The sequence below is a fragment of the Dyella sp. OK584 genome, assembly GCF_057787755.1.
On record NZ_CM173542.1, the window covers coordinates 2069228 to 2095445 of the forward strand.

At 63.2% G+C, this 26218-nt stretch carries 27 protein-coding genes and 1 tRNA gene; 23 read left to right on the forward strand and 5 right to left on the reverse strand.

Annotated elements, in window-relative coordinates; genetic code table 11:
* Window positions 1-131: 131 nt before the first annotated feature.
* From AC3CBN_RS09135 to AC3CBN_RS09225, 19 genes are all read left to right on the forward strand, one after another.
* Window positions 132-431: an FmdB family zinc ribbon protein gene (locus AC3CBN_RS09135; protein ID WP_488636487.1), complete on the forward strand. Its 300-nt coding sequence runs from the start codon at window positions 132-134 to the stop codon at window positions 429-431.
* 128 nt (window positions 432-559) lie between these two features.
* A complete protein-coding gene (locus tag AC3CBN_RS09140) occupies window positions 560-1114 on the forward strand; it encodes a DUF3011 domain-containing protein (protein ID WP_488636488.1) in 555 nt (184 codons plus the stop codon).
* 129 nt (window positions 1115-1243) lie between these two features.
* Entirely contained in the window at window positions 1244-3016 is a 1773-nt protein-coding gene (gene aspS, locus AC3CBN_RS09145; protein WP_488636489.1) for an aspartate--tRNA ligase, read from the forward strand.
* 112 nt (window positions 3017-3128) lie between these two features.
* Window positions 3129-3767: an esterase/lipase family protein gene (locus tag AC3CBN_RS09150; protein WP_488636490.1), complete on the forward strand. Its 639-nt coding sequence runs from the start codon at window positions 3129-3131 to the stop codon at window positions 3765-3767.
* A 116-nt stretch (window positions 3768-3883) separates the two neighbouring features.
* A complete protein-coding gene (locus AC3CBN_RS09155; RefSeq protein WP_488636491.1) occupies window positions 3884-4618 on the forward strand; it encodes a YebC/PmpR family DNA-binding transcriptional regulator in 735 nt (244 codons plus the stop codon).
* A 39-nt stretch (window positions 4619-4657) separates the two neighbouring features.
* Window positions 4658-5179, forward strand: coding sequence for a crossover junction endodeoxyribonuclease RuvC (ruvC, locus tag AC3CBN_RS09160; RefSeq protein WP_488636492.1), 522 nt, complete (start codon window positions 4658-4660; stop codon window positions 5177-5179).
* Window positions 5176-5775 (forward strand): Holliday junction branch migration protein RuvA, encoded by a 600-nt coding sequence (gene ruvA, locus AC3CBN_RS09165; RefSeq protein WP_488636493.1) that lies wholly within the window; start codon window positions 5176-5178, stop codon window positions 5773-5775. The genes ruvC and ruvA overlap by 4 nt, the downstream gene beginning before the upstream one ends.
* Before the next feature lie 27 nt (window positions 5776-5802).
* Window positions 5803-7680 carry a potassium transporter Kup gene (locus AC3CBN_RS09170; RefSeq protein WP_488636494.1) on the forward strand — a complete coding sequence of 626 codons (1878 nt, stop codon included), beginning with the start codon at window positions 5803-5805 and terminating at the stop codon, window positions 7678-7680.
* A gap of 98 nt (window positions 7681-7778) precedes the next feature.
* Entirely contained in the window at window positions 7779-8828 is a 1050-nt protein-coding gene (gene ruvB, locus AC3CBN_RS09175; protein WP_488636495.1) for a Holliday junction branch migration DNA helicase RuvB, read from the forward strand.
* A complete protein-coding gene (gene ybgC / locus AC3CBN_RS09180; RefSeq protein WP_488636496.1) occupies window positions 8821-9252 on the forward strand; it encodes a tol-pal system-associated acyl-CoA thioesterase in 432 nt (143 codons plus the stop codon). The genes ruvB and ybgC overlap by 8 nt, the downstream gene beginning before the upstream one ends.
* 27 nt (window positions 9253-9279) lie before the next feature.
* Window positions 9280-9969, forward strand: coding sequence for a protein TolQ (gene tolQ, locus AC3CBN_RS09185; protein WP_488636497.1), 690 nt, complete (start codon window positions 9280-9282; stop codon window positions 9967-9969).
* 279 nt (window positions 9970-10248) lie between these two features.
* Entirely contained in the window at window positions 10249-10686 is a 438-nt protein-coding gene (gene tolR, locus AC3CBN_RS09190; protein WP_488636498.1) for a protein TolR, read from the forward strand.
* Window positions 10683-11627, forward strand: coding sequence for a cell envelope integrity protein TolA (gene tolA, locus AC3CBN_RS09195; protein WP_488636499.1), 945 nt, complete (start codon window positions 10683-10685; stop codon window positions 11625-11627). Before tolR ends, tolA begins: the two co-directional genes overlap by 4 nt.
* A gap of 11 nt (window positions 11628-11638) precedes the next feature.
* Window positions 11639-12961 (forward strand): Tol-Pal system beta propeller repeat protein TolB, encoded by a 1323-nt coding sequence (gene tolB, locus AC3CBN_RS09200; protein ID WP_488636500.1) that lies wholly within the window; start codon window positions 11639-11641, stop codon window positions 12959-12961.
* A gap of 249 nt (window positions 12962-13210) precedes the next feature.
* A complete protein-coding gene (gene pal, locus AC3CBN_RS09205; protein WP_488636501.1) occupies window positions 13211-13717 on the forward strand; it encodes a peptidoglycan-associated lipoprotein Pal in 507 nt (168 codons plus the stop codon).
* Window positions 13717-14622, forward strand: a complete 906-nt coding sequence (gene ybgF / locus AC3CBN_RS09210; RefSeq protein WP_488636502.1) for a tol-pal system protein YbgF — start codon at window positions 13717-13719, stop codon at window positions 14620-14622. The genes pal and ybgF overlap by 1 nt, the downstream gene beginning before the upstream one ends.
* Before the next feature lie 10 nt (window positions 14623-14632).
* The gene (gene queE, locus AC3CBN_RS09215) at window positions 14633-15325 is read left to right on the forward strand and encodes a 7-carboxy-7-deazaguanine synthase QueE (protein WP_488636503.1); all 693 of its coding nucleotides are present in this window, start codon (window positions 14633-14635) and stop codon (window positions 15323-15325) included.
* Between the two features lie 205 nt (window positions 15326-15530).
* A complete protein-coding gene (gene queC / locus AC3CBN_RS09220) occupies window positions 15531-16220 on the forward strand; it encodes a 7-cyano-7-deazaguanine synthase QueC (protein ID WP_488636504.1) in 690 nt (229 codons plus the stop codon).
* Window positions 16221-16280: 60 nt separating this feature from the next.
* Window positions 16281-16356, forward strand: a tRNA-Lys gene (locus AC3CBN_RS09225).
* Window positions 16357-16531: 175 nt separating this feature from the next.
* Here AC3CBN_RS09225 and AC3CBN_RS09230 read toward each other — a convergent pair.
* Window positions 16532-16795, reverse strand: a complete 264-nt coding sequence (locus AC3CBN_RS09230; protein ID WP_488636505.1) for a hypothetical protein — start codon at window positions 16793-16795, stop codon at window positions 16532-16534.
* A 126-nt stretch (window positions 16796-16921) separates the two neighbouring features.
* Between AC3CBN_RS09230 and AC3CBN_RS09235 the strand changes: the two genes are divergently transcribed.
* Window positions 16922-17197, forward strand: a complete 276-nt coding sequence (locus AC3CBN_RS09235) for a hypothetical protein (RefSeq protein ID WP_488636506.1) — start codon at window positions 16922-16924, stop codon at window positions 17195-17197.
* A gap of 148 nt (window positions 17198-17345) precedes the next feature.
* Window positions 17346-17567, forward strand: a complete 222-nt coding sequence (locus AC3CBN_RS09240; RefSeq protein ID WP_488636507.1) for a TonB-dependent receptor — start codon at window positions 17346-17348, stop codon at window positions 17565-17567.
* A gap of 278 nt (window positions 17568-17845) precedes the next feature.
* Here the strand turns inward: AC3CBN_RS09240 and AC3CBN_RS09245 are convergent, their stop codons facing one another.
* Window positions 17846-19282 (reverse strand): sensor histidine kinase, encoded by a 1437-nt coding sequence (locus AC3CBN_RS09245; RefSeq protein ID WP_488636508.1) that lies wholly within the window; start codon window positions 19280-19282, stop codon window positions 17846-17848.
* 387 nt (window positions 19283-19669) lie between these two features.
* On the opposite strand from AC3CBN_RS09245, the gene AC3CBN_RS09250 reads away from it, so the two are divergent.
* A complete protein-coding gene (locus tag AC3CBN_RS09250; RefSeq protein WP_488636509.1) occupies window positions 19670-20185 on the forward strand; it encodes a DUF3617 domain-containing protein in 516 nt (171 codons plus the stop codon).
* Window positions 20186-20305: 120 nt separating this feature from the next.
* Here the strand turns inward: AC3CBN_RS09250 and phnD are convergent, their stop codons facing one another.
* Together phnD and AC3CBN_RS09260 are read right to left on the reverse strand one after the other, a co-directional pair.
* On the reverse strand, window positions 20306-21259 hold the full coding sequence (phnD, locus tag AC3CBN_RS09255; RefSeq protein WP_488636510.1) for a phosphate/phosphite/phosphonate ABC transporter substrate-binding protein: 954 nt from the start codon (window positions 21257-21259) through the stop codon (window positions 20306-20308).
* A gap of 304 nt (window positions 21260-21563) precedes the next feature.
* Window positions 21564-22283, reverse strand: a complete 720-nt coding sequence (locus tag AC3CBN_RS09260; RefSeq protein ID WP_488636511.1) for a LuxR C-terminal-related transcriptional regulator — start codon at window positions 22281-22283, stop codon at window positions 21564-21566.
* A 278-nt stretch (window positions 22284-22561) separates the two neighbouring features.
* Here AC3CBN_RS09260 and AC3CBN_RS09265 point away from each other — a divergent pair, with 278 nt between their 5' ends.
* Window positions 22562-24295 carry a type VI secretion protein IcmF/TssM N-terminal domain-containing protein gene (locus AC3CBN_RS09265; RefSeq protein WP_488636512.1) on the forward strand — a complete coding sequence of 578 codons (1734 nt, stop codon included), beginning with the start codon at window positions 22562-22564 and terminating at the stop codon, window positions 24293-24295.
* 30 nt (window positions 24296-24325) lie between these two features.
* On the opposite strand, the gene AC3CBN_RS09270 is transcribed toward AC3CBN_RS09265, so the two are convergent.
* Entirely contained in the window at window positions 24326-26176 is a 1851-nt protein-coding gene (locus AC3CBN_RS09270) for an ATP-binding response regulator (protein WP_488636513.1), read from the reverse strand.
* Window positions 26177-26218: the final 42 nt, after the last annotated feature.

Consider the following 26218-nt stretch of genomic DNA (forward strand, 5'->3'; position numbering starts at 1 on the left):
GAAAACCCCCTGCGTGGTGCGGAAAGTGCGCCGGGCGTTGAATTTGTCCCGTTCGCCTCGATAATGGTTGGTTGCCGCCCCTCATGGACGGAGAAATCCCTGTCCAGTGGCGGCCGAAATCCGGAGTTCACATGCCCATCTACGAATTCGAATGCAATAGTTGCGGTCACCGTTTCGACCGCCTGCAGAAGATGTCCGATCCCGATCCCGCGGTCTGCCCCGCGTGCGACGCGGCCGAGGTGAAGCGGCGGCTGAGCGCACCGGGCTTCCGCCTTGCTGGCAGCGGCTGGTACGAGACCGACTTCAAGAAGGAAGGCGACAAGAAGCGCAACCTGGCCGGCGACGGCAGCGCTCCGGCACCTGCGCCCGCACCCGCACCCGCACCCGCACCGAGTTCGAGTTCGAGTTCGAGTTCGAGCAGCGACAGCTGACCTGGCCCGGTGGCTGAACGCCACGTAGCCGGCGTGCAGATTCCTGCGAAATAGTCGCAAGATATTCAATTCCGGTTGATGATGTGCCCGCTAGCGTGACGCTCTGTCACAGCAGGAGTGGGGTACCGATGTTCAGGATTAGAGCGGGCTTGATGGGTGTGCTGGCTGGTCTCGCCGTGGGCCTTTTGTGGTCAGTCGCGCCAGTGGCCCAGGCGCAAGGACGTGATGTCATACGCTGCGGCAGCGAAGATGGCCGCTTCACCCGTTGCCAGGTGCCTTGGCGGGATGCCGAAATGATCCGCCAGGAATCGGACAGCCCGTGCGAGCGAGGCCGAACCTGGGGCGTGGATCGCGGTGGCCTTTGGGTCGATCGCGGTTGTCGCGGGCAGTTCGTCGAGATGGGGCGCGGTGGTTATCGCCCGCCGGGCGGCTACTACCCGCCGGATAACGGCGGCTGGCGCCCCGGTCCCGACTGGGATCGCGAGATCCGCCTGCAGTGCGAGAGCGGCGACAATCGCTACCAGTTTTGCCAAGTCGACGTGGGTGGGCGCGGGCGCGCCCGACTGCTGCGTCAGCTGTCCGGCCGTCCCTGCGAGGAAGGCTATAGCTGGGGCTGGAATCGCGCCGGCGTATGGGTATCCAAGGGCTGCCGCGGGCTGTTCTCCGTCGAACGCCGCTGGTAAGCCGGCAAGTCTGACCTGATGCGCGGCCCGCGTGGCCGCGCATCAGCGCCCGCCATCGGCCATGCCGGTGTTAACATTCCGGGTCTTTTCCACGCATCACGCCGCCCCGCGGCCCGGAGTTCCAAGCGCATGCGCACGCATTACTGCGGCCTCATCGACGAGGCACTGGTCGGCCAGACCGTCACCCTGTGTGGCTGGGTCAACACCCTTCGCCTGCAGAGCCATGTGGCTTTCGTCGACCTGCGCGACCACGAGGGCATCGCCCAGGTGGTGGTGGAACGTGAGAATGCTGACGCCTTCGCGGTCGCCGGCGAAATCGGCAACGAGTACTGCCTTCGCGTCACCGGCACCATCCGCAAGCGCCTGTCGGTGAACGACAAGCTGCGCACCGGCACGGTGGAGTTGGTGGCCGATACGGTGGAGATTCTCAACGCGGCGAAGGACCTGCCGTTCGCGCTGCATGAGAACCCCAACGAGGACATGCGGATGACCTACCGCTACCTCGACCTGCGTCGCCCGGAGATGCAGCGCATGATGCGCACGCGCATCAAGCTGGTGCAGACGCTGCGCCGCTATCTCGATGCGCGCGGTTTCCAGGACATCGAAACGCCCATCCTCACCAAGGCCACCCCGGAAGGCGCACGTGACTACCTGGTGCCCAGCCGCGTGCACCCGGGCCAGTTCTACGCGCTGCCGCAGTCGCCGCAGCTGTTCAAGCAGATCCTGATGATGGCGGGCTTCGATCGCTACTATCAGATCGCCCGCTGCTTCCGCGACGAAGACCTGCGCGCCGATCGCCAGCCGGAATTCACCCAGCTCGACCTTGAGTTCGCCTTTGTCGAAGAGAAGGACGTGCAGGACTTCGTGGAGGAGTTGATCCGCCACGTGTTCAAGGAAGTGCAGTGCGTGGAACTGGACGCCTCCTTCCCGCGCATGACCTGGGCCGAGGCCATGCGCCGCTTCGGTTCGGACAAGCCGGACCTGCGCATTGCGCTGGAGCTGGTGGACATCGCCGACGCGGTGAAGCATGTGGAGTTCAAGGTGTTCGCCGAGCCGGCCAACGATCCGGCCGGTCGCGTCGCTGCGTTGCGCTTGCCGGATGGCGCCAGCCTCAGTCGTAAGGACATCGATCTGCTGACGGAGTACGTCGCCAAGTACGGCGCCAAGGGCCTGGCCTGGATTAAGGTGGAAGACCTTGCCAAGGGTCGCGATGGCGTCAACTCGCCGGTGGCCAAGTTCCTCGATGACGCAGCGCTGGCCGCCGTGCTCAAAGCAACGGGCGCGCAGTCGGGCGACATCGTGTTTGTGGGTGCCGGCAAGTGGAAGACCGTCACCGACTTCATGGGCGCACTGCGCCTGAAGGTCGGCAAGGATCGCGGCCTGGTGGAGAACAGCTGGAAGCCGCTGTGGGTCACCGACTTCCCGATGTTCGAGTACGACGAGGAAGAAAAGCGCTTCGTGGCGCTGCATCACCCGTTCACCGCACCGAAGGTGGACGACGTGGAAGACCTGCGCGTCAATGCGGCCATTGCGGTCAGCCGCGGCTACGACATGGTGCTCAACGGCGCCGAGATCGGTGGCGGCTCCATCCGTATCCATCGTCCGGAGATGCAGAGCACGGTGTTCGATCTGCTTGGCATCAGCCCGGAAGATGCGGAGCTGAAGTTCGGCTTCCTGCTCAAGGCGCTGAAGTTCGGCGCGCCGCCACACGGTGGCCTGGCCTTCGGCATCGACCGCATTGCCGCGCTGATGGCCGGCACCGAGTCGATCCGCGATGTCATTGCGTTCCCCAAGACCACCAGCGCACAAGACCTGATGACCGACGCGCCGTCGATGGTCTCGGAGCCGCAGCTCAAGGAGCTGCACGTGCGTATTGCTGCTGCGGACAAGCTTCACGGTTGAGCTGCAACAGGCCAGGGATCGGCCGGTTTTGTGAGGGGCGGGTTTGCTCCATGAGAGCGAACCTGCCTATCGTTTCGTGCTCAATTTCCGATCCGCCATTCCTGGCCTTTGAATGACTGACCATGTGATCCTGCTGCACGGCCTGTGGATGCGCGGTTTTGCGCTGCTGATGCTGCACCGTCGCATGATGGAGGCGGGCTTCCGAGTCCATCGCTTCGATTACATGAGCGTGGCCACCACGCAGCAACGCATCCTGGGCCGCCTCGAAGCCCGCATTCATGAGTTGGCCGAGGACACGCAGACCGTGCATCTCGTCGGCCACAGTTTGGGCGGCCTGCTTGCGCTGAGGACCTGCGCTGAAAGCGTGCATCTACCGCCGGGCCGCGTCGTTTGCCTGGGGTCTCCGTTGAAGGGTAGTGCCGCAGCGCGCCGCTTTGCCGGCATGGGGCGGGGTGGCGAGGTGCTGCTCGGCCACAACCGCGAGTTGCTTGAGCATGGCTTCGAGCGCTGGGATGGCCCGCGCGAAGTTGGCGTGATCGCAGGCCGCATGGCACTTGGGCTGGGCGCCGTGCTCGGCCAGTTCGGCGGAGAGAATGACGGCACAGTGGCGGTGGATGAAACGAACCTGCCGGGCATTGCCGATCACTGCGTGCTCGAGACCAACCACACCGGGCTGCTGTTTTCGCCAGAGGCGGCCCGGCAGGTCACGCAGTTTCTCCATAACGGCCGTTTCGACCGCGCCGGCGCCTGACATATAGGCGTAAAAGCCGGGCAAGGCGTCCGTCCTGATCGATCTGTTTGCCTGCCCGCGGCTCCAAAAGGATAGAATTCGCGTTCTGTTCGCTCACCAGATTTGCAGGAAGTGCCATGGGTAGAGGCCCGTCCATCGAAGGTCGCAAGAACGCCGAAGACGCCAAGCGCGCCAAGGTGTTCACCAAGCTGATCCGCGAAATCACCGTCGCCACACGGGCCGGTCTCGCCGATCCGGCTGCCAACCCGCGCCTGCGTGCTGCGGTGGACAAGGCTCTGTCGGCCAACATGACCAAGGACACCATCGAGCGCGCCATCAAGCGCGGCTCGGGTGCCGATGGCGGCGCGGCGATGGAAGAGCTGCGTTATGAAGGCTACGGCCCGGCTGGCATCGCGCTCATCATCGACTGCTTCTCCGATAACCCGACCCGCACCGTGGCCGATGTGCGTCACGCGCTGACCAAGCACGGCGGCAACCTGGGCACGTCAGGTTCGGTCGCATTCCAGTTCTCGCGCGTCGGTGAGCTGGCGTTCGCCACCGGCGGCAACGAAGCCGCGGAAGAGAAGGTGCTGGAAGCAGCGCTGGACGCAGGTGCCGACGACGTGGTCAACGAAAACGGCGAAAGCACCGTGCTGTGCGCGCCGGAAAACTTCGAGTCCGTGCAGCAGGCGCTGATCGCGGCCGGGCTCAATGCCCAGCACGCCGGCGTCGGCATGCGTCCGAACAACCGTGTGGCCGTATCCGAAGAGGCGCTGGAGCCGCTGCTCGATCTGCTCGAGAAGCTTGATGCGCTCGACGACGTCAGCGATGTCTCGCACAACGCGCTGCTGCCTGCTGAGACAGCAAGTTAAGTCCACGCGGCCTCACGCGGGCCCGGAGAGGCATTTCCCATGACCCGCATCATCGGCATCGACCCGGGCAGCCAGCGCACCGGTGTCGGCATCATCGATGTCGACGCCAGCGGCAAGCTGTCCCACGTATTTCATGGCGCGCTGGTGGTAGCCGGCGAGGCCAGTTTCCCCCTGCGCCTGAAACGCATCTTTGACGATCTGTGTGCCATCATCGCCGCCCATCGACCGGACGAGTGCGGTATCGAGCGCGTGTTCATGGCGCGCAATGCCGACTCGGCACTGAAGCTGGGGCAGGCGAGGGGAGCTGCGATCTGCGCGGTCGTCAGTCAGGGGATCGCGGTGCACGAATACGCAGCGACAGAAGTAAAACAGGCTGTGGTCGGCAGCGGCCGCGGAGACAAGACCCAGGTGCAACACATGATTGGCGTCCTGCTCGGATTGAAAGGGCCGTTGCAAGCCGACGCGGCGGATGCGCTGGCCATCGCGGTGGCGCACGCGCACACGCGATCGAGCCTTGAGCGTGTGGGCATTCCGCGCACCGCCTGGAGACGTCGTCGATGATCGGTCGTCTGCGCGGCATTCTGATCTCCAAGCAGCCGCCATGGCTATTGGTGGAAGTGGGCGGTGTGGGCTACGAGCTGGAAGCGCCCATGTCCACGATTTACGACCTGCCTGCTACCGGCAAGGAAGTCACCCTGCTCACCCATTACGCGGTGAAGGAAGACAGCGTGGCGCTGTACGGCTTCCTGCACGAAGCCGAGCGTGTGTTGTTCCGCAACCTGCAGAAGGTCAGCGGCATCGGCGCGAAGATCGCGCTCGCCGTTTTGTCCGGCGTCTCCACCAGCGACTTCGCACGACTGGTACAGGTGGGCGACGTGGTGGCTCTCACCAAGATTCCCGGTATCGGCAAGAAGACAGCGGAACGCATGGTGATTGAGCTGCGAGATCGCGTGGACGGAATGGTCGTGACGCTGCCCGGTGCCGGCACCGCTTCCGCCGGCGTGGCGCTGGATCCCTCGGGCGAAGCGACCGTCGCATTGCAGCAACTTGGCTACAAGCCGGCGGAAGTCACCCGCCTGGTGCAGAAGGTCGCCGCCGAGGGCGACACGGCTGAATCGATCATCCGCAAGGCGCTGCGCGCCGCACTAGGGAACTGACTCGTGACCCCGGATTCCCCCCACAGCATGACCGACGCTGATGCCAAAAGACGCCTCGCTACCCTGGCGCTAGGTGCCATCGGCGTGGTCTACGGCGACATCGGTACCAGCCCGTTGTACACGCTGCAGACCACGCTCAGCCACGATGGATTGAAGCCGACGGCGGAAAGCATCTACGGCGTCCTGTCGCTGATTTTCTGGGCGCAGATCATTGTGGTCTCGCTCAAGTACGTAGTGTTCATCATGCGCGCCGACAACAAGGGCGAGGGCGGCATCATGGCGCTGCTCGCACTGGCCCTGCGCAGTGTCGGCAGCCAGCCGCGGCAGCGCTGGTTGCTGGCCATCATCGGCATCTTCGGCGCGTCGCTGTTCTACGGCGATGGCGTGATCACCCCGGCCATCTCGGTGCTGTCGGCGGTGGAGGGTGTCAAGGTTGCGGCGCCTCACCTCGAGCACTGGATCGTGCCGATCACCGCGGTGATCCTGTTCCTGCTGTTTGCCTTGCAGCGTCATGGCACCGAGCGGGTAGGCAGGCTGTTCGGGCCGGTCATGGTGGTGTGGTTCATCGTCATCGCGCTGCTGGGTGGGCGAATGATTGCGGCCAACCCGCACGTACTGGCCGCACTCAACCCGTACTACGGCGTGAAGTTCTTCTTCACGCATGGGCTGCAGGCTTTCATCGCGCTCGGCGGTGTGGTGCTGGCGCTGACCGGCGCCGAGGCGCTGTATGCGGACATGGGTCATTTCGGCAAGCGCCCGATTCGCCTCGCCTGGTTCAGCTTCGTGCTGCCGGCCCTGGTGATCAACTACTTCGGCCAGGGTGCGCTCCTGCTCGATCACCCAGAGGCTATCGACAGTCCGTTCTTCAAGCTGGTGCCGGGCCCGTTGCTGTACCCGATGATCGGTTTGGCCACGGTGGCCACGGTGATCGCCTCTCAAGCCGTGATCTCCGGTGCGTTCTCGATGACCCGCGAGGCCATGTCGCTGGGCTATTCGATGCGCATGCCGGTGGTGCATACCTCGCGCGAGATGTCCGGACAGATCTTCGTGCCGTGGGTGAACAACTTCCTGCTGGTGATGGTGCTGGTGGCCGTGTTGGGCTTCCGCAGTTCGGAGAACCTGAGCGCGGCCTATGGCATCGCGGTGACCGGCACCATGACGATCACCACCATCCTGGCGCTGATCGTCGCGCGCCGGCAGTGGCGCTGGAGTCTGTTCACGGTGATTGTGGCTGGCATCCTGCTGCTTGCCATCGACCTGTCCTTCCTCGGTGCCAACCTGATCAAGATCGAGTACGGCGGCTGGTTCCCGTTGGTGCTGGGCGTGGGTGTGTTCATCGTGATGACCACCTGGCGCCGTGGTCGCGAACTGGTGGTGCGCGAGATCAAGCAGTCGGGGTTGGCGTTGCAGCCGTTCATCGAGAACATCGCCGAGCACCCGCCCATACTCGTGCCGGGTACTGCGGTGTTCCTTACCGCCAACCAGAACTCGGTGCCGCACGCACTGCTGCACAACCTGAAGCACAACAAGGTGCTGCACGGGCGCAACGTGCTGCTGACAGTGGAAATGCTGGAAACGCCCACCGCCGATCCGGGCGAGCGCATCGAGATCACAGAGCTGGGCGGCGCTTTCTACGGACTCGAACTGCGCTTCGGTTTTGCCGAGGATCCGAATATTCCGGCGGCGCTTTCCAAGTGCTCCAAGGCCGGTCTGCCGTTCGACATGATGGACACCACCTTCTTCCTGTCGCGCGAAACCATCATTGCGGATGCCCGAAGGCCCGGCATGGCACTGTGGCGCGACAAGCTGTTTGCCTTCATGGCGCGCAATGCGCTGCCAGCCACGGCGTTCTTCCAAATTCCGGGTAATCGCCTGATCGAGCTGGGTGCCCAGGTCGAGATCTGAGCTTCGGGCGCCCACGGTGCCCCTTTTTGGGTGATGGCTGGCACGGTGCGGGCATTTTTTCCCGCCTGCGTCATCGTGCTCTGCCATAATTTCGCCCCATGACCGAACACCGCATCATTACTGCCGCCGCCCAGATGGACGACGAGGCCCTGGAAGCCTCCATCCGGCCCAAGCGGCTGGCCGAATACCTGGGCCAGCAGGCGGTGCGTGAGCAGCTGTCGATCTATATCGAGGCGGCCAAGAAGCGAGGCGGTGCGCTCGATCATGTGCTGATCTTCGGCCCGCCGGGCCTGGGCAAGACCACACTCAGTCACGTCATTGCCAACGAACTGGGCGTGCATGTCCGCTCCACTTCCGGTCCGGTGCTGGAGCGGGCAGGAGACTTGGCGGCGCTGCTGACCAATCTCGAGCCGCACGATGTGTTGTTTGTGGACGAGATCCACCGTCTCTCGCCCGTCGTGGAAGAAGTGCTCTATCCCGCGATGGAGGATTTCCAGATCGACATCATGATCGGCGAGGGCCCAGCCGCGCGTTCGATCAAGCTGGACCTGCCGCCTTTCACGCTGATCGGCGCCACCACGCGTGCTGGCCTGCTTACCGCGCCGTTGCGCGACCGCTTCGGCATCGTGCAGCGTTTGGAGTTCTATACGCCCGAAGAGCTCACCGCCATCGTGCGACGCTCGGCGCGCATCATGGGCATTGCCTGCGAGCCGGAAGGTGCCCAGGAAATCGCGCGGCGTTCGCGTGGCACACCGCGTATCGCCAATCGCCTGCTGCGTCGCGTGCGCGACTACGCCGAAGTGCGTGCCAACGGGGAGATCACCCGCGAAGTCGCCCGTGCGGCGATGGACATGCTCAAGGTAGACGCCGAGGGCTTCGACGAGCTGGATCGACGCTTGCTGGGCATCATCATCGAGAACTTCGACGGTGGTCCGGTGGGCGTGGAGTCGCTCGCCGCAGCGCTCAGCGAGGATCGCGGCACACTGGAAGATGTGGTCGAGCCCTACCTCATCCAGCAGGGTTTCCTGGTGCGCAGCGCGCGCGGTCGCATGGCCAGCGCCAAGGCATGGCGCCATCTGGGCCTGACCCCGCCGCCGCGCCAGCCTTCCGCCGTTGACCTGTACACCGCCGACAACGCCGATGTCTGAGATCAAGCCAGCTGTGACCACCGACCGCTTCCAGTGGCCGGTGCGCGTGTATTGGGAAGACACCGACGCGGGCGGGGTGGTGTATCACGCCAGCTACCTGCGTTTCATGGAGCGCGCCCGTAGCGAGTGGTTGCGCGCCATGGGCATCACCCAGTCCAGCTACAAGGAAACCACCGGACTGGCCTTCCTGGTCCGCGAAATGCAGATCGACTTCCTCAAGGCGGCCCTGCTGGATGATGAACTGTCAGTAAGCGTCGAAGTCAAAGAACGGCGCGCAGCCAGTATCCTTTTCGCCCAGACGATCCGCCGGGCGGACGGCGCGGAACTGATCCGCGCAAAGGTGCGTGTGGCGTGCGTCGATGTCACCCGCATGCGTCCGGTGCAGATTCCGGCCGACTTCATTCCCGGTCTTTCCCCTCAATAAGTACGTGCGCTGGAGAACCTTCAAGCAATGAACGGTGGAGTGAACATTTTCAAGTTGGTCGCGGAAGCGAGCATCCTGGTCCAGTTCGTCATGCTGGTGCTGTTGGTGTTCTCCTTCATGTCCTGGGTGATCATCCTGCGCAAGCACGCGCAGCTGAAATCCGCGATGGCGGAGGCGGAGGGCTTCGAGGAGCGCTTCTGGTCCGGTGCCGACCTGGCGCAGCTGTTCCGTGAGGTGAGCAATCGCGGCGCCGAGAACGGCGGCATGGAGAACGTGTTCGAGTCGGGCTTCCGCGAATTCGTCCGTCAGCGCCAGCGCAAGACGCACGACATGCGCGTCGTCATCGAAGGCTCCGAGCGCGCCATGCGCGTAGCCGGCACACGCGAGATCGGCCGACTGGAGCGCAACCTCGAGTTCCTCGCCAACGTCGGTTCGATCAGCCCGTACGTGGGCCTGTTCGGCACCGTCATCGGCATCATGGGCGCGTTCCAGGGCTTGGGCGAGATGAAGGACGTGACCATTGCCGTGGTCGCCCCGCACATCTCCGAGGCGCTGATCGCGACAGCGATGGGTCTGTTCGCCGCGATCCCGGCGGTGTGGGCATACAACCGCTTCGCCAACAAGGTCGAACGCGTCGCTTCCCGCTACGAAGTGTTCCAGGAGGAGTTCTCCTCCGTGCTGCAGCGGCAGATCCAGTCCGACGACGCGACTGCCTGAGGGAAGAGAGCCTGACTATGGCCTTCACATGGTCCGCGTTGAGTTCGAATGGCCGCCTGGGCATGGTGCGTGGCGCCGCGCCTGACTGGCTGTCAGGTCAAGCCGCGCGCCATGCCCAGGCGGCCATTCGAACTCAACCCTGCGGGCCGGGTCTGTTTGCCCGCAAGCCTGCGTCATCACTCAGTCATGTATCGACATACATTCCTTCGCTCTTCCTTGGCTCGCGGGCAAACAGATCCCGGCGCGGGCCATGTGAAGGCCATAGTCAGGCTCTAAGTCATGCGTAGCTCCGCGCGCCACAAGCGCCTCAAGCTCAAATCAGAGATCAACGTCGTTCCCTACATCGACGTGATGCTCGTGCTGCTGATCATCTTCATGGTCACGGCACCGATGATGAATTCCAACGTCGATGTGAACTTGCCGCAGGCCAATGCCAAGTCGCTGCAGGACAAGAAAGAACCGGTGATCGTTTCGGTGGATCAGAACGGCCAGCTTTATCTCACGCTTGGTACCGAGAAGAAGCAGCCGATCGACGCCGACACCATGAAGGCCAAGGTCGGCGCGTTCGTGAAAGCGAACCCCGAGGTCAGTGTGCTTGTGGCCGGCGATCGCGACGGCAAGTACGACGGCGTGTACCAGGTGCTGGCCCAGCTGCAGCAGGCCGGCGTGGCCAAGGTGGGTCTGATGAGCGCGCCGGAGTCGGGCAGCAAGAAATGAGGGACGACTCCCCCAAGGGCACATCCAAGGCGGTTGTTCTTTCCGCCATCTTGCATCTGGGTCTCGTGGGCTTTTTGGCCCTCGCGGTGATCCCGTGCTCGTTCTACGAGGGCCTGTTCGAGACCCTGCACCTGCCCGCGAGCTGGAACCCGATCACCTGTACGAAGCCGGTCCAATTGGCGGGAGAGATCATCGAGGCCACCCTGGTTGGCCCTACAGGGGCGCCACCGCCGAAGTCGACGCCAGTCAAGCCGGTGCCGGCCACGGTGCCCCCGCCGCCCAGTGTGCCGCCGCCGCCGTCCGAAGAAACGCCCAAGATCAAGACCCTGCCGCCTCCGCCCGAGCATCCTGACATCACCAATCAGGAGAAGGTGGTGGCCGATGCCCTGCTGAAGGCAGAGGACGCCAAGAAGGAACAGGAAGAAAAGCAGAAGCAGCGTGCTGCCGAACTGGACGCCCAGGCGGCGAAGCAGAAGCAGGAAAAGCAGAAGCAGCTCGACGAACTGTTCGCCAAGATGGACGCGGCCGACCAGCAGACGAAGCGGGCGGATAGCAAGGCCAAGCAGGCCAAGCAGCAAATGCAGGATCTACAGAACGCCCAGGACAATGGCCTTCCCGACCTGCCCAATGCCCCCCAGCGCCAAACCGGCCAAAATGGTCCGGATAGCGGTCTGAGGGCGCAATATCTGGCGGCGATTCAGAATTCGCTCAAACAGAACTGGATTGGGCCAGATAACATTCCCCCCGATCAGCAATGCCTGCTCCATATCGTCCAGCTTCCAGGCGGGCAGGTGTTGAGCGCAAAGGTCGATTCCAGCTGCCCCTTCGACGATGCAGGAAAGAAGTCGGTCGAAGACGCTGCGATGCGGGCCAACACGTTGCCGTACAAAGGATTTGAAAGTGTCTTTAGTCGCAACGTTGACATGTTTTTCAAGCCATAGGTGAGCACCTCATGAAGAAGCCGTCCCGGTATCTAATCCTATTGCTTGGACTCCTGAGCCTGTTGTTTGCAGGTGTGGTGTCTGCGCAGGTTCAAACCCTTACTGGCACTGTCGAAGGTGTGACCAAGTCGGCCACGCCGATTGCTGTTGTGCCGTTTGCTCAGGCCGGTGGCGCACCGCTGCCGACCGATGTGGCCGACGTTATTCGCAACGACTTCAACCGCTCCGGCAAGTTCCGCTCGCTGGCCAAGAGCGAAATTGTCGAGATGCCGTCCAAGGGCTCCGACGTCAATTTCGCCACCTGGCGCCTGCTCAAGCAGGACTACCTCACCATCGGTCGAATCAGCGATGCCGGCGGCGGCATGCTGCGGGTGGAGTACGAACTGTGGGACGTCAACAGGCAGCAGAGCATGCTGGCCCAGGCGTTCACAGCCCCGGCGGGTGACCTGCGCGGCGTGGCGCACCAGATCGCCGATGCGATCTACGAGAAGATCACCGGCGTGCGTGGCGCCTTCTGGACACGCATCGCTTACATCACCGCCGTGGGCCTGGGTAACAACACCAACTACTCGCTGATTGTGGCCGATTCGGACGGCTATAACCCGCAGGTGGTCGCACGTTCTCGCGAGTCGCTGTTGTCGCCGTCGTGGTCGCCGGATGGTCGCAAGATCGCTTACGTGTCGTTCGAGAGTGGTAACTCGGCCATCTATGTGCAGGACATCACCACGGGTTCGCGCCAGCTGATTTCGGCCCGCGCCAAGGGCATTAACGGCGCACCCAACTGGTCGCCGGATGGCAGCAAGCTGGCATTGGCGCTCTCGTATCAGGGCAATCCGGAGATCTACGTGATGGACGTAGGTTCTCGCCAGGAGACTCGTCTGACCAACAATCTGGCGATCGATACCGAGCCGCGCTGGACGCCGGACGGCGGGAGCATCATCTTCACTTCCGATCGCTCGGGTCGTCCGCAGCTCTACCAGATGTCTGCGGGCGGCGGCTCGGCCGACCGCATCACCTTCCAGGGTCAGTTCAACGCCAATGCATCTGTCAGCTATGACGGCAAGCAGATCGCGATGGTGCAGGGCAACGGGAACGTGTATCGTATTGCCATAATGGATCGCAGTCTGGGTGGGCAGGTGCGCTTCATCTCGCCGGGTCCGATCGATGAAACTCCGAGTTTCGCGCCCAATGCCAGCATGCTGCTGTATGCCGCCTCCGAAGGTCGTCGTGGTGTCTTGTACGCCGTGTCGGCCGATGGCCTGGTCAGGCAGCGACTCGTGCTAGCCGATGGCGACGTTCGCGAGCCGGCTTGGGGTCCCTATCGACAGCGTTGACCAGTTCATGCCGTGACGCGCAAGCGTCACTGCTATGTGATCCGGGCGTGAAGCCTTAAACGACACTCCGGATCAAACAGCTTGTCTGCCGCGGCAATAGGTCGCGGTTGGCGGGTCAGGCGGTTGCGAGACAGCGCGCCGCCGGCAGCAAAATGTCAAAATAACAGCCGGTTCACCGGCGAAAACTGTCCCGAAACCGCAATCATTACTGACTGTCGGAACTCAAACCTGTTTGAAGGAACGTCCACCATGAATAAGACCGTTCGCGTCGCCCTGGTCGCCCTGCTCTGCGTTGGCGCGGCCGCATGCTCGAAGAAGCAGGAAGTCAAGCCGCAGCCGGCTCCGGAGCAGGCTCCGATGACCGCCCCGGCCCCGACTGCTGGCAAGTACACCCCGGCCGATCTCGACACCGACGCCTGCCTGCGTCAGCGCGTCGTGTATTTCGATTTCGACAAGGATGAAATCAAGCCGGAGTTCCAGCAGATCATGGCGTGCCACGCCAAGTACCTGCAGGATCGCCCGATGGCGCAGATCCGCCTGGAAGGCAACGCTGACGAGCGCGGCACCCGCGAGTACAACCTCGGTCTGGGTGAGCGTCGTGGCAATGCCGTGTCCAGCGCACTGCAGTCGAACGGCGGCTCGGCCAGCCAGGTCAACGTCATCTCGTACGGCAAGGAAAAGCCGGTGTGCCGTGAGCACAACGAAGACTGCTGGAGCAAGAACCGTCGCGTCGAGATCGTCTACACGGCGAAGTAATGAAGAAGCGACTGGCTAACAGCTTCACAGCCAGGATGGGCATGGCGGGCGCAATTGCGTCCGCCATGCTTTTTGCTGTCCCGGCATTCGCGCAAGATTCCCGTTTGAGCCTCGCCGACCGCGTGTCGCGGCTTGAGCAGCAGGCGCAGAGTCAGAATCAGGGCGGCACCACTCTGGTCAACCAGGTTCAGGCTCTGCAGTCGCAGTTGCAGCAGATGCAGGGCCAGATCGAAGAGCTCCAGCACCAGTTGCAGGAAGCGAACGACAAGAACAAGGCGCAGTCCGTGGATCTCGATTCGCGCCTGGGCCGCCTCGAAGGCGGTGCCGGTGCAGCGGCGGGCAATCCGGGTAATGCAGCCAACACTACCAATCCTCCACCTCCACCTCCGCCTCCGCCTGCTGCTAACGCGGCTCCCGCGACACCGGCAGCACCGGGCGCGGCGAACGGTGGCAAAGCCGCAGCAGGCGCCGCAGCTGGGGCCGGAGCAGCCAAAGGCGCGACGCCGACCAACGCGGCAGGCGCGCAAGCCGCCTACGATGAAGCCTTCAAGTCGCTACGCGGCGGCGATTATGTGACGGCCTCGCGCGGTTTTCGCGGTTTCATTCAGCAGTATCCGGACAGTCCGTTGCTGCCCAACGCCTATTACTGGCTGGGCGAGTCTTACTACGTCACCATGAATTACCCGGTGGCACTCGAGGCTTTCCAGCACCTGCTCAGCCAATTCCCGCAGAGCGAGAAGGCACCAGACGCCATGCTCAAGGTCGGTTACAGCCAGATCGAGCTCAAGCAGGTTGATGCCGGCAAGGCGACGCTGAAGACGGTTTCCACCAAGTTCCCCGGCTCCAAGGCAGCCAGCCTGGCCCAGGAACGCCTGCGCCGTCTGCAGATGCAGCCGGCCAATTGAGGTTGCGGTTGTGAGCAGCAGTAACGCTAGCGTGGCATCTACCACGCCGGCCCAGGTCCCGGCTGAGCGGTTGCGCATCACCGAGATCTTCCATTCGATCCAGGGCGAGGCCGATGCGATCGGCTGGCGCACGGTGTTCGTGCGGCTTACCGGTTGCCCCTTGCGCTGCGTGTGGTGCGATACCGAGTACTCCTTCTACGGTGGCGACTGGCGTGCCATTGACGACATCGTGGCCGAAGTGGCCTCTCACGGTGCAAAGCATGTGTGCGTGACCGGCGGCGAACCGCTGGCGCAGAAGCGATGCCTGATCCTGTTGACGCGCCTGTGCGATGCCGGGCACGACGTGTCGCTGGAAACGTCCGGTGCGCTGGACGTATCGCAGGTTGACCCGCGGGTGCGTAAGGTGATGGACCTGAAGGCGCCGGATTCCGGTGAAGCCAAGCGCAACCTGTGGTCGAACATCGACCTTCTGTTGCCGCATGATCAGGTGAAGATTGTTATTGCCAGCCGAGCCGACTACGAGTGGGCGTGCGGCGTGGTGGCCGAACATCGACTCAACGAGCGCTGCATGGTGCTGTTCTCGCCGGTGCACGGTGCGATCCAGCCGCGCGAGCTGGCCGAGTGGATCATTGCCGACAAGTTGGACGTGCGTTTCCAGATGCAGCTGCATAAGTTGCTCTGGAACGATGAGCCTGGGCACTGAGGCCAGTCGGGGCGCGCACCAAGTGCGCTGCTGACCAATAGGGTGCGTCTGTAAGAGCGCACCCCATGCGCGTGCCGGCAATGCTGGTTGCGCAGCTTTCACCTTGAGGCCAGAGCCTCGACAATAGTTTTCCCGCGCGATGGCCTGTGTTGCCGTTGGCGCGTTTCGGCCGGATGACCGGCCTGACCAAGAGTGGATGCAACCCATGTCACAACCTTCTCTCCGCAAGGCCGTCGTGCTCGTCTCCGGCGGCATGGACTCGGCCGTCACCATCTCCATTGCCCGCGAACAGGGCTATCAGGTGCACGCCTTGAGCGTCGCCTACGGTCAGCGTCACAGCGCCGAGCTGGCAGCTTCCGAGCGTGTCTCGCGCCTGCTCGGCGCGGTCGAGCACAAGACGGTGCAGGTGGATCTGCGCACCATCGGCGGCTCGGCACTTACCGCCGATATCGACGTGCCGCTGGACCAGGACAGTAGCGAGCAAGGCATTCCGGTGACCTACGTGCCGGCGCGCAACACCATCATGTTGTCCATCGCGCTGGGTTGGGCTGAAGTGCTCGGTTCCACCGACATTTGGTGCGGTGTGAATGCGGTGGACTACTCCGGTTATCCGGACTGTCGCCCGGCCTTCATCGAAGCCTTTGAGCAGCTCGCCAACGTTGCGACCAAGGCAGGCGTGGAAGGGGCGGGCATTCGCATCCATGCGCCCCTGATGCGCATGAGCAAGGCTGATATTGCACGCGAAGGTCAGCGTCTGGGCGTGGATTTCTCGGAAACGGTGAGCTGCTACCAAGCCGATGCGCTGGGCCGTGCCTGTGGCCACTGCGACGCCTGCCGTCTGCGTGCTCAGGGCTTTGTTGTAGCAGGGCTGCCCGATCCGACTCGATATATCTGAACGAGTTTGCTTGTGCCATGAGCGCTAAGCCCATAAAATTGCGGGCTTGCCTTTGAAGATGGGCCGTTAGCTCAGTCGGTAGAGCAGTAGACTTTTAATCTATTGGTCCCGAGTTCGAATCTCGGACGGCCCACCAAAGCATTCAGGGACTCGCGGAAACGTGAGTCCTTTTTTTATGGGCGGCCGTAAAACTCGCCGTAGGACGGAAGAACATCGGGAAGGCGGCTTTATCCGCTTCCCCAACAACACGCCATGGGGTGGGCTGCGTGCCATCGTGAAATGGGAAACCTCGGTGGTGCGGCCTTGTCTGACTACTGCTCGAATCCGGGGATCCATTTCAACAAGGGTGTCATGCCACTGTTGATGACCATCCGCTCGACATGCCCGGCGAAGATAAGCGTCGCGGCATCGACCTCGCAAAGAAGCCACGCATTGGTTTGCCAGCAGCCCGGGACAGGTTCGCGATCGGCTTTCTGCTTCAACACACCGCCTCGCACGTTTGAACGGTCGCCCATGGCTCGTTTGGTCGGTTCGATGCGCAAACAGCTATCCATGACCTTTGCCATGTTTGTCATTTAGCAAGCCTGACGTAAGCTCCGACCCCTAATGGCTCCCCACGCCATGCGAGTTGATGGACGCCAGCTTCATGGAGCTGGTGTCGTCGCTTTGTGCGTGAATGGCGCCGGAAATGGAGTTCATGCATGGCCGTATTCGTCGGCATTTACTTGATCCAGTGCGTTTCTATCGAAGTTGAGCGTGACGGCAAGACTTCGTGGATTGGTTCTTGGACAGTTCTTCGCTCCCCATCAGGCAACCGCCGTGACTGGGAGCCGCTGACAAGCGGAAGGACATCGCAAGTGCTTGCGACCAGCGCAAGTGCATGTGGCGCAGGCGAGGAGGAAGGCGTGGCATTTGCTCGCCTGCTCCAGGGGGACGATTGCCTCGAGCCGATGCAGTGGCACTGCTTACTGGGCTAGTGAAAGTGAATCACTGAGTTTCTCCGGGCAGAGCGCCACTCGCCTTGACGCGCCGAGAGGACAAGGCGGCGTCTTCATCGAATGATTCACACCAGGAACGACGACCCGGAGTACGGTCGAGGTATCAAAGTTTCACCAGGTTCCGGTCATGACCGCTGTCTCCGGCACGACGTCGAATGGGTTCACCTTCGAGGGCGAGTACGAGCCTTCGGCGAATGACAGTGTTCGCTGGATGGCGACCTTTCGCCATCAAGGCATTTTCCGTGGCATACGTCATGGAAGAGTCTTTGATGTCTCCAGGCTCCCGACGATCGATCTCCAAACCGCTGTGATGGATGACATTGAGGTCGTGTGGGTTAACGAACATTAGCGAAGCGGCCACCTCAGCCACAGGCTCGCTTTGGATGTCATGCGATGTTCCCGGTGGTGTCGCCACACCGCTTGGGTATCAGCTGTCATGACCATGCGAACCACGAAGGAAGAGCGTGACGGACGGCAGTGACTGGCTGACGCAAGAATTCGAGGAGCATCACCGCTATCGAGCTGGCGGCCGATCTCGAACAGCTTGGCAAGCTGGGCATGCATGACGACTAAGGTCATGCACGATAGGTTCCTCGCGCCGCATCCATGGACGACGCACCAGAGCGTTCAACCGGCCTGACGCCACGCGTGCGGGGATTGCTTATGAGATGTGGAGTGGCACTCCATCACCGGCATGCGCGGCAGTTCGAACCAGAAGGTGCTGCCGCGGCCCGGTTCAGAGCGCAAGCCGATGCGTGTGCCTAGTAATCGGGCCAACCGCTCGGCGATGGCCAGGCCCAGACCGTAGCCGCCGCGTCGCTCGCTTTCACCAGCCTGCAATTGCACGAACTCTTCGAAGATCCGTTGCTGGTGGATGACGGCTATGCCCGGACCGTTGTCGCGCACCTCGATGCGGATGGCCTGCCCATATCGGCGCGCCGCGATCAGCACGCGCCCCTCGGAGGCGTTGATGATGGCGTTGCTGGCCAGCTGGTAGAGGAGGCTGGCAGCAACGTCGGCATCGCCGTGCAGGCGGTGGTGGCTGCCGCGCCATATCAGGGTGACATGGTGCTGCGCCGCTTCGTGGCTGAGCGACGTGCGGTCACGCATGAACAGTTCGGCGGCAGTGAAGCCGGTTGGCTTGACGGCGATGACGCCTGCATCGAGACGAGATATCTCCAGCAGCGCATCCAGCAGGCGGGTCATGGCGGCAATGCTGGTGCGCATCTGCTGGAACACGGATTGGTGCTCGCCGTCGGCATCGTCGTCGAGACTTCCGGCGAACAGTTCCAGCGCCTGCAGTGGCTGACGGAAGTGATGACTGACCAGGGCGATAAACTGGGACTTGCTGCGAGTGGCTGCCTGGCTCTGGCGCAGACGGTCGAGCGCTTCCACGGCATTGTCGTGTTGCAGCGCGCTCCAGTCGCGACGTTGCTCCTCCTGCAACTCGGACAGGCGCTGCAGGGCCAATCGTGCATCGGCAAACTCGGTGCCTACCGGTGTGATGTCAATGGCTGGATGGCGCGCGTTCACCAACTCGTGGAGTGCGTCCTGCACATGCGACAGCGGATCGACCACGCGATGGCGCAGCGTCACCCTGGCAAGCCAGGCGAGTACCAGAATGCCCGCCGCGCAAAGACTGCCCAGCAACCACACCAGGCCCTGCGCTTGATGCAGCGGGCGCGTATCTACCTGCATGCTCAGCCAGGAGGCTGCATCGCGTTGGCCGTGCAGCTCGCTTCGGTAGGTGGCGCCGCCTTGGGGCAACGATGTGCCGCTGCTCCACAGGCTGCCATCGGGGCGATGGAGTTCCACGCGATGCAACCGGTCGGCCTGACCATCCTGCAGGGCACGGTCCAGCGTGCCTTGGGGCGAAACCGTTTCGTTGCTGCCCAGTTCGCCCGCGAGGCGCTCCATGCGCAAGGCGATAGCGGCGTCGGTGCGTTCGCCCAGGTTGTGAGTCTGCTGCACGCATAGCGCAAGAATGAGTGCGAGCGCAGCGATCGTGCTGGGCAGCACTACATCAATGAACAGGCGAGGCAGCAGGCGTTGGCGCGATTCCATGCGTCATGCCTCCCTGGCTCGATGACGCGATGGAGACGAGCCAGCACGGTGACTTGGAGTCCTTGGGCAGGGCATGACTGGAGTCGGCTGCATGATGTTGGACTCGCGAATTAAAGAGGCGATCGAAGTAGCCCTTGGTGGGCACACAATTCGCATGGCATGCCCTGCTTGGCACTCTAAAGAATTCGTTGGGGCCCAACGATACGCACTTCGTTCTAGCGCGAGGCGCCATAGTGCTAACGGCCTATCTGCATTTGCCAGGGTCATGCTGCGTCGCAAGGCGGCGGCAACGTTTCCGTTCCGGTGAGGCGGGCATGGCATGACGCCAGCGCCATTTGGCGTTAACTTTCACCACGGTATGGCCCGCCGGGCCGATTGGAGATCCCCATGTCTGCACCCCGTCTGTTGCTCGCCATTTCCCTGCTTGGTCTTGCCGGCGTTGCCGTGGCGCAAGATCTTCCCGCGAACATGCCCAAACGCAAGCCGGGGTTGTGGGAGATGCAGACGTCGGGCATGAGTGGCCATCAACAGCTGATGAAGCTTTGCCTGGACGCGGATACCGATCAGGCCATGTACCGGATGGGCTCGCAGATGAGCGGCAAGATGTGCAGCAAGTTCAACATCAACGTACAGGGCACGACGGTCGTGTCAGACGCCGTGTGCAAGCTCGATACCCCCAACGGCGCAGTCAACATGACCAGTCACAGCGAAACGAAATTCGAGGGTGACACGGCGTATCACACCGAAGGCCACATGAAGTACGAACCCGCGGTGATGGGTCAGAGCGATGTTGCGGTGGCCAGTTCGGGGCGTTGGGTCGGACAGTGCGCGGCGGGGCAGAAGCCGGGTGACATGGTGATGCCGAACGGCACCACGATGAACCTCAAGGACATGCAGCATTGATCTGGCGCGGCGTGTCCAGTTGATGCACGTTTGCCAATGAAACCAGCGGGGGCGGAATCAGCCGGTGCTTATGGCACCGAGCTGTCGGATCGGCGCCAATGCCGCCCTCGGCATGAATGATCAAGGCGAAGGCGGCGCCATCAACCGGCGCACCAGGGCCTGGTGTTCGACATCGATCTTGCGCAGCCGCGTCTGCATCGCCGCATCGCTTACCCACTGGGCGCTGTAGGCGCGGCGGCGGTCCAGATTGAACTCGATGTCCGCAAAGGGCACCAGGGTTTCGTTGCCTGCGGGAGAGAAGCCGCTGATGTCATGGATCAGCTGCAGCTTGGCCAGTTCCGCCTGGGCATTCTTGCCCTTGGCATAAGAAGTGAGCGCGGCGGCGACCCGTTGGCGAAGCTCGGCGGGAAGGTCGGTGCGGATCACCACGACGGCGTGGGGAATCAGGCCGGAGGTCCACAGTACGCGCAGCCGCGCATATTGGTCAGGGAAGCGTTTGGCGAAGCGTTCGAGATCGGCGGTGTTGTTGGTCGCCACGTCGACCTCGTTGTTGGCTACCGCCAATGCGTTGTTCTGGTGGTTGTCCACCATGACGCTGGCGAAGAAGGTGTCTGAGTCCAGTCGGCGGTTCGCGAACAACTGCGTTTCGGGCACCAGGTAGCCCGATACCGATAGCACCTCGCCGCGCGCATAGCGCAGGCGGCCAGGCTGGCGGAGCAGGTCGTCGACGCTGTGCAGAGGCGAATCCTTCCCCACCAGCAGCACCGAGTAGTAGCCGCGCGAGCCGTTGGTCCGCGAGAGCTGGGCAATGACCTGCATGCGGTCATGGATAACCGCATCGAGCGCCAGTCGGCCGGACACGAAGGCGAAGTCGACGCGCTCCTCGGCCATGGCCTGGCCCAGACCCTCGTAGGTGCTTACCGAGAGGCTATGGACGGGAAGACCCAGCGTGCGACTGAGGTCATCCAGAATGGGACGCCAGGCGGCCAGCGATTCGGACGGGCCACCGATCGGCAGGATGCCGAAGGTCAGCGTGCGAATATGACTGCCGCGTTCCAGCGGCACCCCGGCCATCGATGGTCTCGTGCCGAACAGATCCCCGGGCAGCAGGCAAGCGACCAGCAGGCAGGCTATTGCTGCCCGGCCCAGCCCTCGCCGATGGCTTGCGACCCAACCCTTATGCACTGCGGCATCCCCCCAGGGGCCGTCGGATGCTCTCGGGCACCAACGCCCAATCTGTATGCGCCGAGGTGTGCGCAGCATACGCGGCTCCCGTCAGTGCGAGGTGAAAGCTGGTGCCTGGGGATGCTCTGATCTACCCAGCGAGGTTGCCGCCGGTTCCGCGAGTGATGTCCACCTTGCGCAGCTCAGAGAAACCCTAGAGTCCGCTGATGCGCCGGGATGCCACCACGGCCTCGACCCGGTTGCGCACGTTCAGTGCCCGGAAGATCGCGGCGAGATGGATTTTCACCGTGCCCTCGCTGATGCCCAGGTCCCGCGCGATCAGTTTGTTCGGCTTGCCTTGCGACAGCAGCCGCAGCACGTCGATCTGACGTTCGGTGAGCAGCTTGCGCAGACGTTCTTCAAGCGAGTCGGGCGATGAAGGCTGTGATTGAGCGGGCGGTGACATGGAATTGGCGTTGGTGCCGACGCCATCAGCGCGCTCCTGCAGCATCAGCGGTGGAACATACACGCCGCCGGACAACACCAGCCGCACCGCGGACAGCATGATGTCGGGCGAGTAGGCCTTGGGAATGAAGCCCTGCACACCCATCGCCAGCAGCCCTTTCATCGTCACCGGATCTTCCGAGCCGGAAAGCACGATGACGGGCACATGCGGCAGTTGCTCGATCACTTCGACCAGATGCTCGGTGCCATGTACGCCGGGCATCGCCAGGTCGATGAGCGCGAGTGAAAGCGAGGTGGAGTCGGGCGAATGAATCGCCTCGCGCAGTTCGGCCATGTCCATGGCGATGACAAAGTCGGCATTCGGCTCAAGCTCGCTCAGCTTGAGCTTGACCCCCTCGACGATCAGCCGATGGTCGTCCGCGATCAATATGCGCATGTCGTTCCCCGTGACGCCGCGCGGCACTCCCATCGCCGCACATCCGCTAGCGCAACATAGCCCCAGCATGCTCATACGGCAACCGTGCGATGCATCCGAACGGTATAGTCACAAGGTGATATGGCCGCCTATGCGTATGGCCATGAGAATCGATGCACTGCGATCGGGGGAGTCGCTCATGTGCACGAAGCTTGAGGCGAGCTGCGATGCCGGCGCCGTGTTGGGCTTGCGTTCGTGAGAGGTGCCGTAGTCGGTCCGGTCGATGACATGAAGGGAAATCGCACCACTCTGGCACCGAGGCCATAGGCGTCATGCGGCTGCTGGAATGTTACGCCCCCCTGTTTGCCTATGGCCTGTTCATTGATGAGCAGGCGAGTACGTCGGCTAGTCCAGACGAGCTCTCCGCGGTGCAGGGACGGGCCCGCGCCATCGTCGACGAGGCGCGAGTGACCGCGCTGGCCAAAGGCAAGCAACTCACCGACGTCGAAATGGCCGGCTTTGCGGCGGTGGCCTGGTTCGACGAAGTCGTCATGCGTCGCGAGGGCTGGAGGAACCAGTCCGACCCCTTGCAGCTGGCGTTGTTCCACACGGCCGGTGCTGCCAGCGAATTTTTCGACCATCTCGCGAGACTTACCGGCGACGCCGAGGAAGTGCGCGAAGTCTTCGGCATGGCGTTGCTGCTCGGCTATGCCGGTCAGTATTACTACGAGCAAGGCGACAGCGGGGAGTTGGGAAGGATCAAGGCGTTGTACTGCCGACCCAGCGTTACCGCATCGGCGGTGCTGCAATCGCTGCAACGCGACCCCATTACGCCGCAGCCTTACCTCGCAACGGGATCGCCCCAGCTACATCTGCCGGCGTCGCGGGCCAGCAGGCGGTCGGTGCAGTTGGTTGCAACCACCGTGGTGTTGCTGGTGCTGGTGACCTTCGTGGCGCCAGCTTTCAGCAGCACGATATCCACGCAGGCCTGGTATCTGCTTGGCCTTGGTGTCGTCACGCTGGGGGTGCTTGGCTGGCTTGGGTCGTCCGCATGGCAAGAGCTGGCGGTAATGCGGGCACACACCCGTGTCGCCGCGAATCCCGATGCAGGCTACGGCATGGGCAATCTGTGGGTGGCGATCAGGGATGCCGCGCGTCGTGTGCGTGGCGCGGTTCTACATCCGTTCCGCCGTCGGGGAGAGTGGCGGCGGTTGTCACGACACCCCTGGTTGATGTTCCTTGGCGACAGCCCCGCGGAAGTGCGCAGCCTGTTGCAGGCGGCGGCACATGCACCGCATGCGCGCGCGCTGCCCGGTAACCCGGTATCCAAGCCCTGGTACTGGTGGAAATTTCGATCCGTGGTCGCTGTCGAGCCGGGCCGGCAGCTGGCTCAGCCTCCCGGTGCACCGCAAGGTGGCGAATCGCCATGGTCGCAGGCGCTGGCGTTGCTGGGGCGTGAGCGCCGCAAGCTGCCGCTGGATGGCATGGTGCTTTGCATTGCCGCGCAAAGCCTGCTGGAGCCGGTGCCGCAGATATTGATTCGCGCGGACAAGTTGCACGCCATGGCGATCGAGGCGGCTCGGCACCTGCATTTGCAACTGCCGTTGTACGTCGTGGTAACAGGCATGGAGGCCTTGCCGGGGCACGCGGCCTTGAGGGCGACATTACCCTCGGCCGCGTTCCGGCGTGCCCTGGGCTGGCGTGTCTCCTCCCTGCCTGGTCAGGAAGCTTCGTTCGGGCGTATGGACGTCCATACAGAAGAAGTAAGGAAGCGCCTCGGTTCGGCAGCCCTGGCGGCGCTGGCAGCGCAGCGCGACGCATGGGGGCGCCGCGAGATATTCGGGTTTCTGCAAACCTTGCCGACGTTGCAGCGTGGGTTGCAGGTTTTCCTCGACCGGCTTCTGGCGAGTGAGCTTCCCAGCGGGCGTCGATTGCTGTGGTGTGGGCTCTATCTGACCGGAGGAGCGCGAGCGAATGCGCCCGGCGGAGATTTCGTTGACGACCTGTTCAACCGCTTCCTGCCAGCCGACCGCTTGCTGGCGCGTCGCCTGGCTCCCGAAAAATGAGTCTGTTCCACGGAGGCGTGGAGCAGGCTTTCAGGCCACCGTCGTGCGGGTGGTGCTCCAGGCCGCCATCATCGCTTCCCGCAGTTGCTCGGGTGACACTGGCTTGTAGAGCACGGGGATGCGTGCGGCCATGATCTCGCGAAGGCGATCGCTGCGCGTTTCGCCGGTAATGAGCAGGCGCGGGAAGGGCGCGTTGCCATCGCGCTGATAGTGCTGGTCCAGCGCTGCCAAGATGTCCAGTCCGCTTTGCCCATCGCGCAAACGCAGATCGGAGATGACGATGTCGGGCGGCAGCGGCCAATCCTCGGCGGCCTGCATGGCCTGCGCGCGATCCTCTGCAACGGCGACCTCGCAACCCCAGCTGCGCAGCAGATAACGGATGCCGGACAGGATCGCCGGCTCGTCGTCGATCACCAGCACGCGCATGCCTGAAACGTCCAGCGGAACTGCGTCATCAGGAGCGTGGAATATCTGCTGTGGCGGCACTTCCGGCAGATGGAAACTGAAGACGCTGCCACGTCCCGGGGTGGACTTCAGCTGCACCTGGGTGTCGAGCAGTTCGGCCAGTCGCTGCACGGTGGCCAGGCCCAATCCCAGGCCGCGACGTGGACCGGTGTCGTACTCGTGGTTGCTATGGCATTCCACGCGGTAGAACTCGTCGAACACGCGCGCCTGATGCTCCGGCGCGATGCCGCTGCCGGTGTCCCAGACGTCTACGCGCACGGTGCTGTCGTGCCGGCGGCGTGCCACTACCAGCACGCCGCCGCGCTGCGTGTAGCGCAGCGCGTTGCTGACCAGGTTATTGAGGATACGCGCCAACATCGTGCGATCGCTGCGCACCCACAGATCGGTGGCGCGCATGATGAGGCGCAGGCCGTGCTGCTCGGCGATCATGCGGAAGTTGCGACTCACTTCCTGCAGCACCTGATCCAGCGGGAATTCCGTGATCTCGATCTGCATGGCGCCAGTTTCCAGGCGAGAGAGATCGAGCAGTTCGCTGAAGAGATGATCGAGCGCCTCCACGCATTCCTGGATATGCGCGATGCGATCCAGCCGCACCGGGTCGCGCTCGTCCTCGGCCAATGAGGACGAGAACAGGGTCAGCGCATAGAGCGGTTGCCGCAGGTCGTGCGATGCGGCGGCAAGGAAGCGGGCCTTGGCCACGCTCGCCGCTTCCAGCGCAGCGTTCTTGCGCGCAAGTTCTACGGTGGCGTGCTCGATTTCCTTTTCCATACTTCGCTGCACGTCGAACAGTGCCAGCGCGGCACTGTTGAAACCGCGTTGCAGCTCGCCGATTTCGGTCTGGTCGGTGACTTGCACCTCTACGTGCCTGTCACCGCGGCCAAGCTGATGCACGGCGGCTACCAGGCCGCGCAGCGGTGCACTGATCCAGCGCGCAGCCTGCCAGCCGATCACCGCGGCTACCAGCAGGCTGAGCGCCAAGGCGACCAGCGCATTGCGCAGGCTGGCCTGTTGCGCGGCGATGGCATCGCTCAGGCTGACGTCCACCATCACCGAGCCGAGTACGGGGTGCCCGGGCTGGTCGGTATCGATTACGTCGCGCACTACGGTGAGGGTGTCGGCATTGCTTCCGCCGCTGCGCCCAAGGTTGTCGGCGAGGATCTCGCCATCGGCCGCGCGGATCTGCACGCGTGCAACATGAGGCAGGTCACCGATCGATTCGGCGATGCGCACCAACTCGCGTCGCTGCATGTCCCGTAATGCGGTTGTGGACACCGAGGCGGCCTGCGTCGCAATGGCATCTGCAGTGTTCTGCGCCATGTTGCGCAGGGTGGTCAGCTGATGCTGGGTGAGGATGATCACCAGCAGCGTGGCCGTCACCAGGGTGGGCACAAGCGCAACCAGGGCAAGTCGCTGCATCAGCGACGTGCGCCGCCACCATCGCCCCGCCCGGGAGTTAGC

Excerpts from the sequence above, each read along its gene's own strand:
- AC3CBN_RS09135 (WP_488636487.1), top strand. The coding sequence starts at position 132 with ATGCCCATCTACGAATTCGAATGCAATAGTTGCGGTCACCGTTTCGAC.
- AC3CBN_RS09140 (WP_488636488.1), top strand. The coding sequence starts at position 560 with ATGTTCAGGATTAGAGCGGGCTTGATGGGTGTGCTGGCTGGTCTCGCC.
- aspS (WP_488636489.1), top strand. The coding sequence starts at position 1,244 with ATGCGCACGCATTACTGCGGCCTCATCGACGAGGCACTGGTCGGCCAG.
- AC3CBN_RS09150 (WP_488636490.1), top strand. The coding sequence starts at position 3,129 with ATGACTGACCATGTGATCCTGCTGCACGGCCTGTGGATGCGCGGTTTT.
- AC3CBN_RS09155 (WP_488636491.1), top strand. The coding sequence starts at position 3,884 with ATGGGTAGAGGCCCGTCCATCGAAGGTCGCAAGAACGCCGAAGACGCC.
- ruvC (WP_488636492.1), top strand. The coding sequence starts at position 4,658 with ATGACCCGCATCATCGGCATCGACCCGGGCAGCCAGCGCACCGGTGTC.
- ruvA (WP_488636493.1), top strand. The coding sequence starts at position 5,176 with ATGATCGGTCGTCTGCGCGGCATTCTGATCTCCAAGCAGCCGCCATGG.
- AC3CBN_RS09170 (WP_488636494.1), top strand. The coding sequence starts at position 5,803 with ATGACCGACGCTGATGCCAAAAGACGCCTCGCTACCCTGGCGCTAGGT.
- ruvB (WP_488636495.1), top strand. The coding sequence starts at position 7,779 with ATGACCGAACACCGCATCATTACTGCCGCCGCCCAGATGGACGACGAG.
- ybgC (WP_488636496.1), top strand. The coding sequence starts at position 8,821 with ATGTCTGAGATCAAGCCAGCTGTGACCACCGACCGCTTCCAGTGGCCG.
- tolQ (WP_488636497.1), top strand. The coding sequence starts at position 9,280 with ATGAACGGTGGAGTGAACATTTTCAAGTTGGTCGCGGAAGCGAGCATC.
- tolR (WP_488636498.1), top strand. The coding sequence starts at position 10,249 with ATGCGTAGCTCCGCGCGCCACAAGCGCCTCAAGCTCAAATCAGAGATC.
- tolA (WP_488636499.1), top strand. The coding sequence starts at position 10,683 with ATGAGGGACGACTCCCCCAAGGGCACATCCAAGGCGGTTGTTCTTTCC.
- tolB (WP_488636500.1), top strand. The coding sequence starts at position 11,639 with ATGAAGAAGCCGTCCCGGTATCTAATCCTATTGCTTGGACTCCTGAGC.
- pal (WP_488636501.1), top strand. The coding sequence starts at position 13,211 with ATGAATAAGACCGTTCGCGTCGCCCTGGTCGCCCTGCTCTGCGTTGGC.
- ybgF (WP_488636502.1), top strand. The coding sequence starts at position 13,717 with ATGAAGAAGCGACTGGCTAACAGCTTCACAGCCAGGATGGGCATGGCG.
- queC (WP_488636504.1), top strand. The coding sequence starts at position 15,531 with ATGTCACAACCTTCTCTCCGCAAGGCCGTCGTGCTCGTCTCCGGCGGC.
- AC3CBN_RS09230 (WP_488636505.1), bottom strand. The coding sequence starts at position 16,795 with ATGACAAACATGGCAAAGGTCATGGATAGCTGTTTGCGCATCGAACCG.
- AC3CBN_RS09235 (WP_488636506.1), top strand. The coding sequence starts at position 16,922 with ATGGCCGTATTCGTCGGCATTTACTTGATCCAGTGCGTTTCTATCGAA.
- AC3CBN_RS09240 (WP_488636507.1), top strand. The coding sequence starts at position 17,346 with ATGACCGCTGTCTCCGGCACGACGTCGAATGGGTTCACCTTCGAGGGC.
- AC3CBN_RS09245 (WP_488636508.1), bottom strand. The coding sequence starts at position 19,282 with ATGGAATCGCGCCAACGCCTGCTGCCTCGCCTGTTCATTGATGTAGTG.
- AC3CBN_RS09250 (WP_488636509.1), top strand. The coding sequence starts at position 19,670 with ATGTCTGCACCCCGTCTGTTGCTCGCCATTTCCCTGCTTGGTCTTGCC.
- phnD (WP_488636510.1), bottom strand. The coding sequence starts at position 21,259 with ATGGCCGGGGTGCCGCTGGAACGCGGCAGTCATATTCGCACGCTGACC.
- AC3CBN_RS09260 (WP_488636511.1), bottom strand. The coding sequence starts at position 22,283 with ATGGGAGTGCCGCGCGGCGTCACGGGGAACGACATGCGCATATTGATC.
- AC3CBN_RS09265 (WP_488636512.1), top strand. The coding sequence starts at position 22,562 with ATGCGGCTGCTGGAATGTTACGCCCCCCTGTTTGCCTATGGCCTGTTC.
- AC3CBN_RS09270 (WP_488636513.1), bottom strand. The coding sequence starts at position 26,176 with ATGCAGCGACTTGCCCTGGTTGCGCTTGTGCCCACCCTGGTGACGGCC.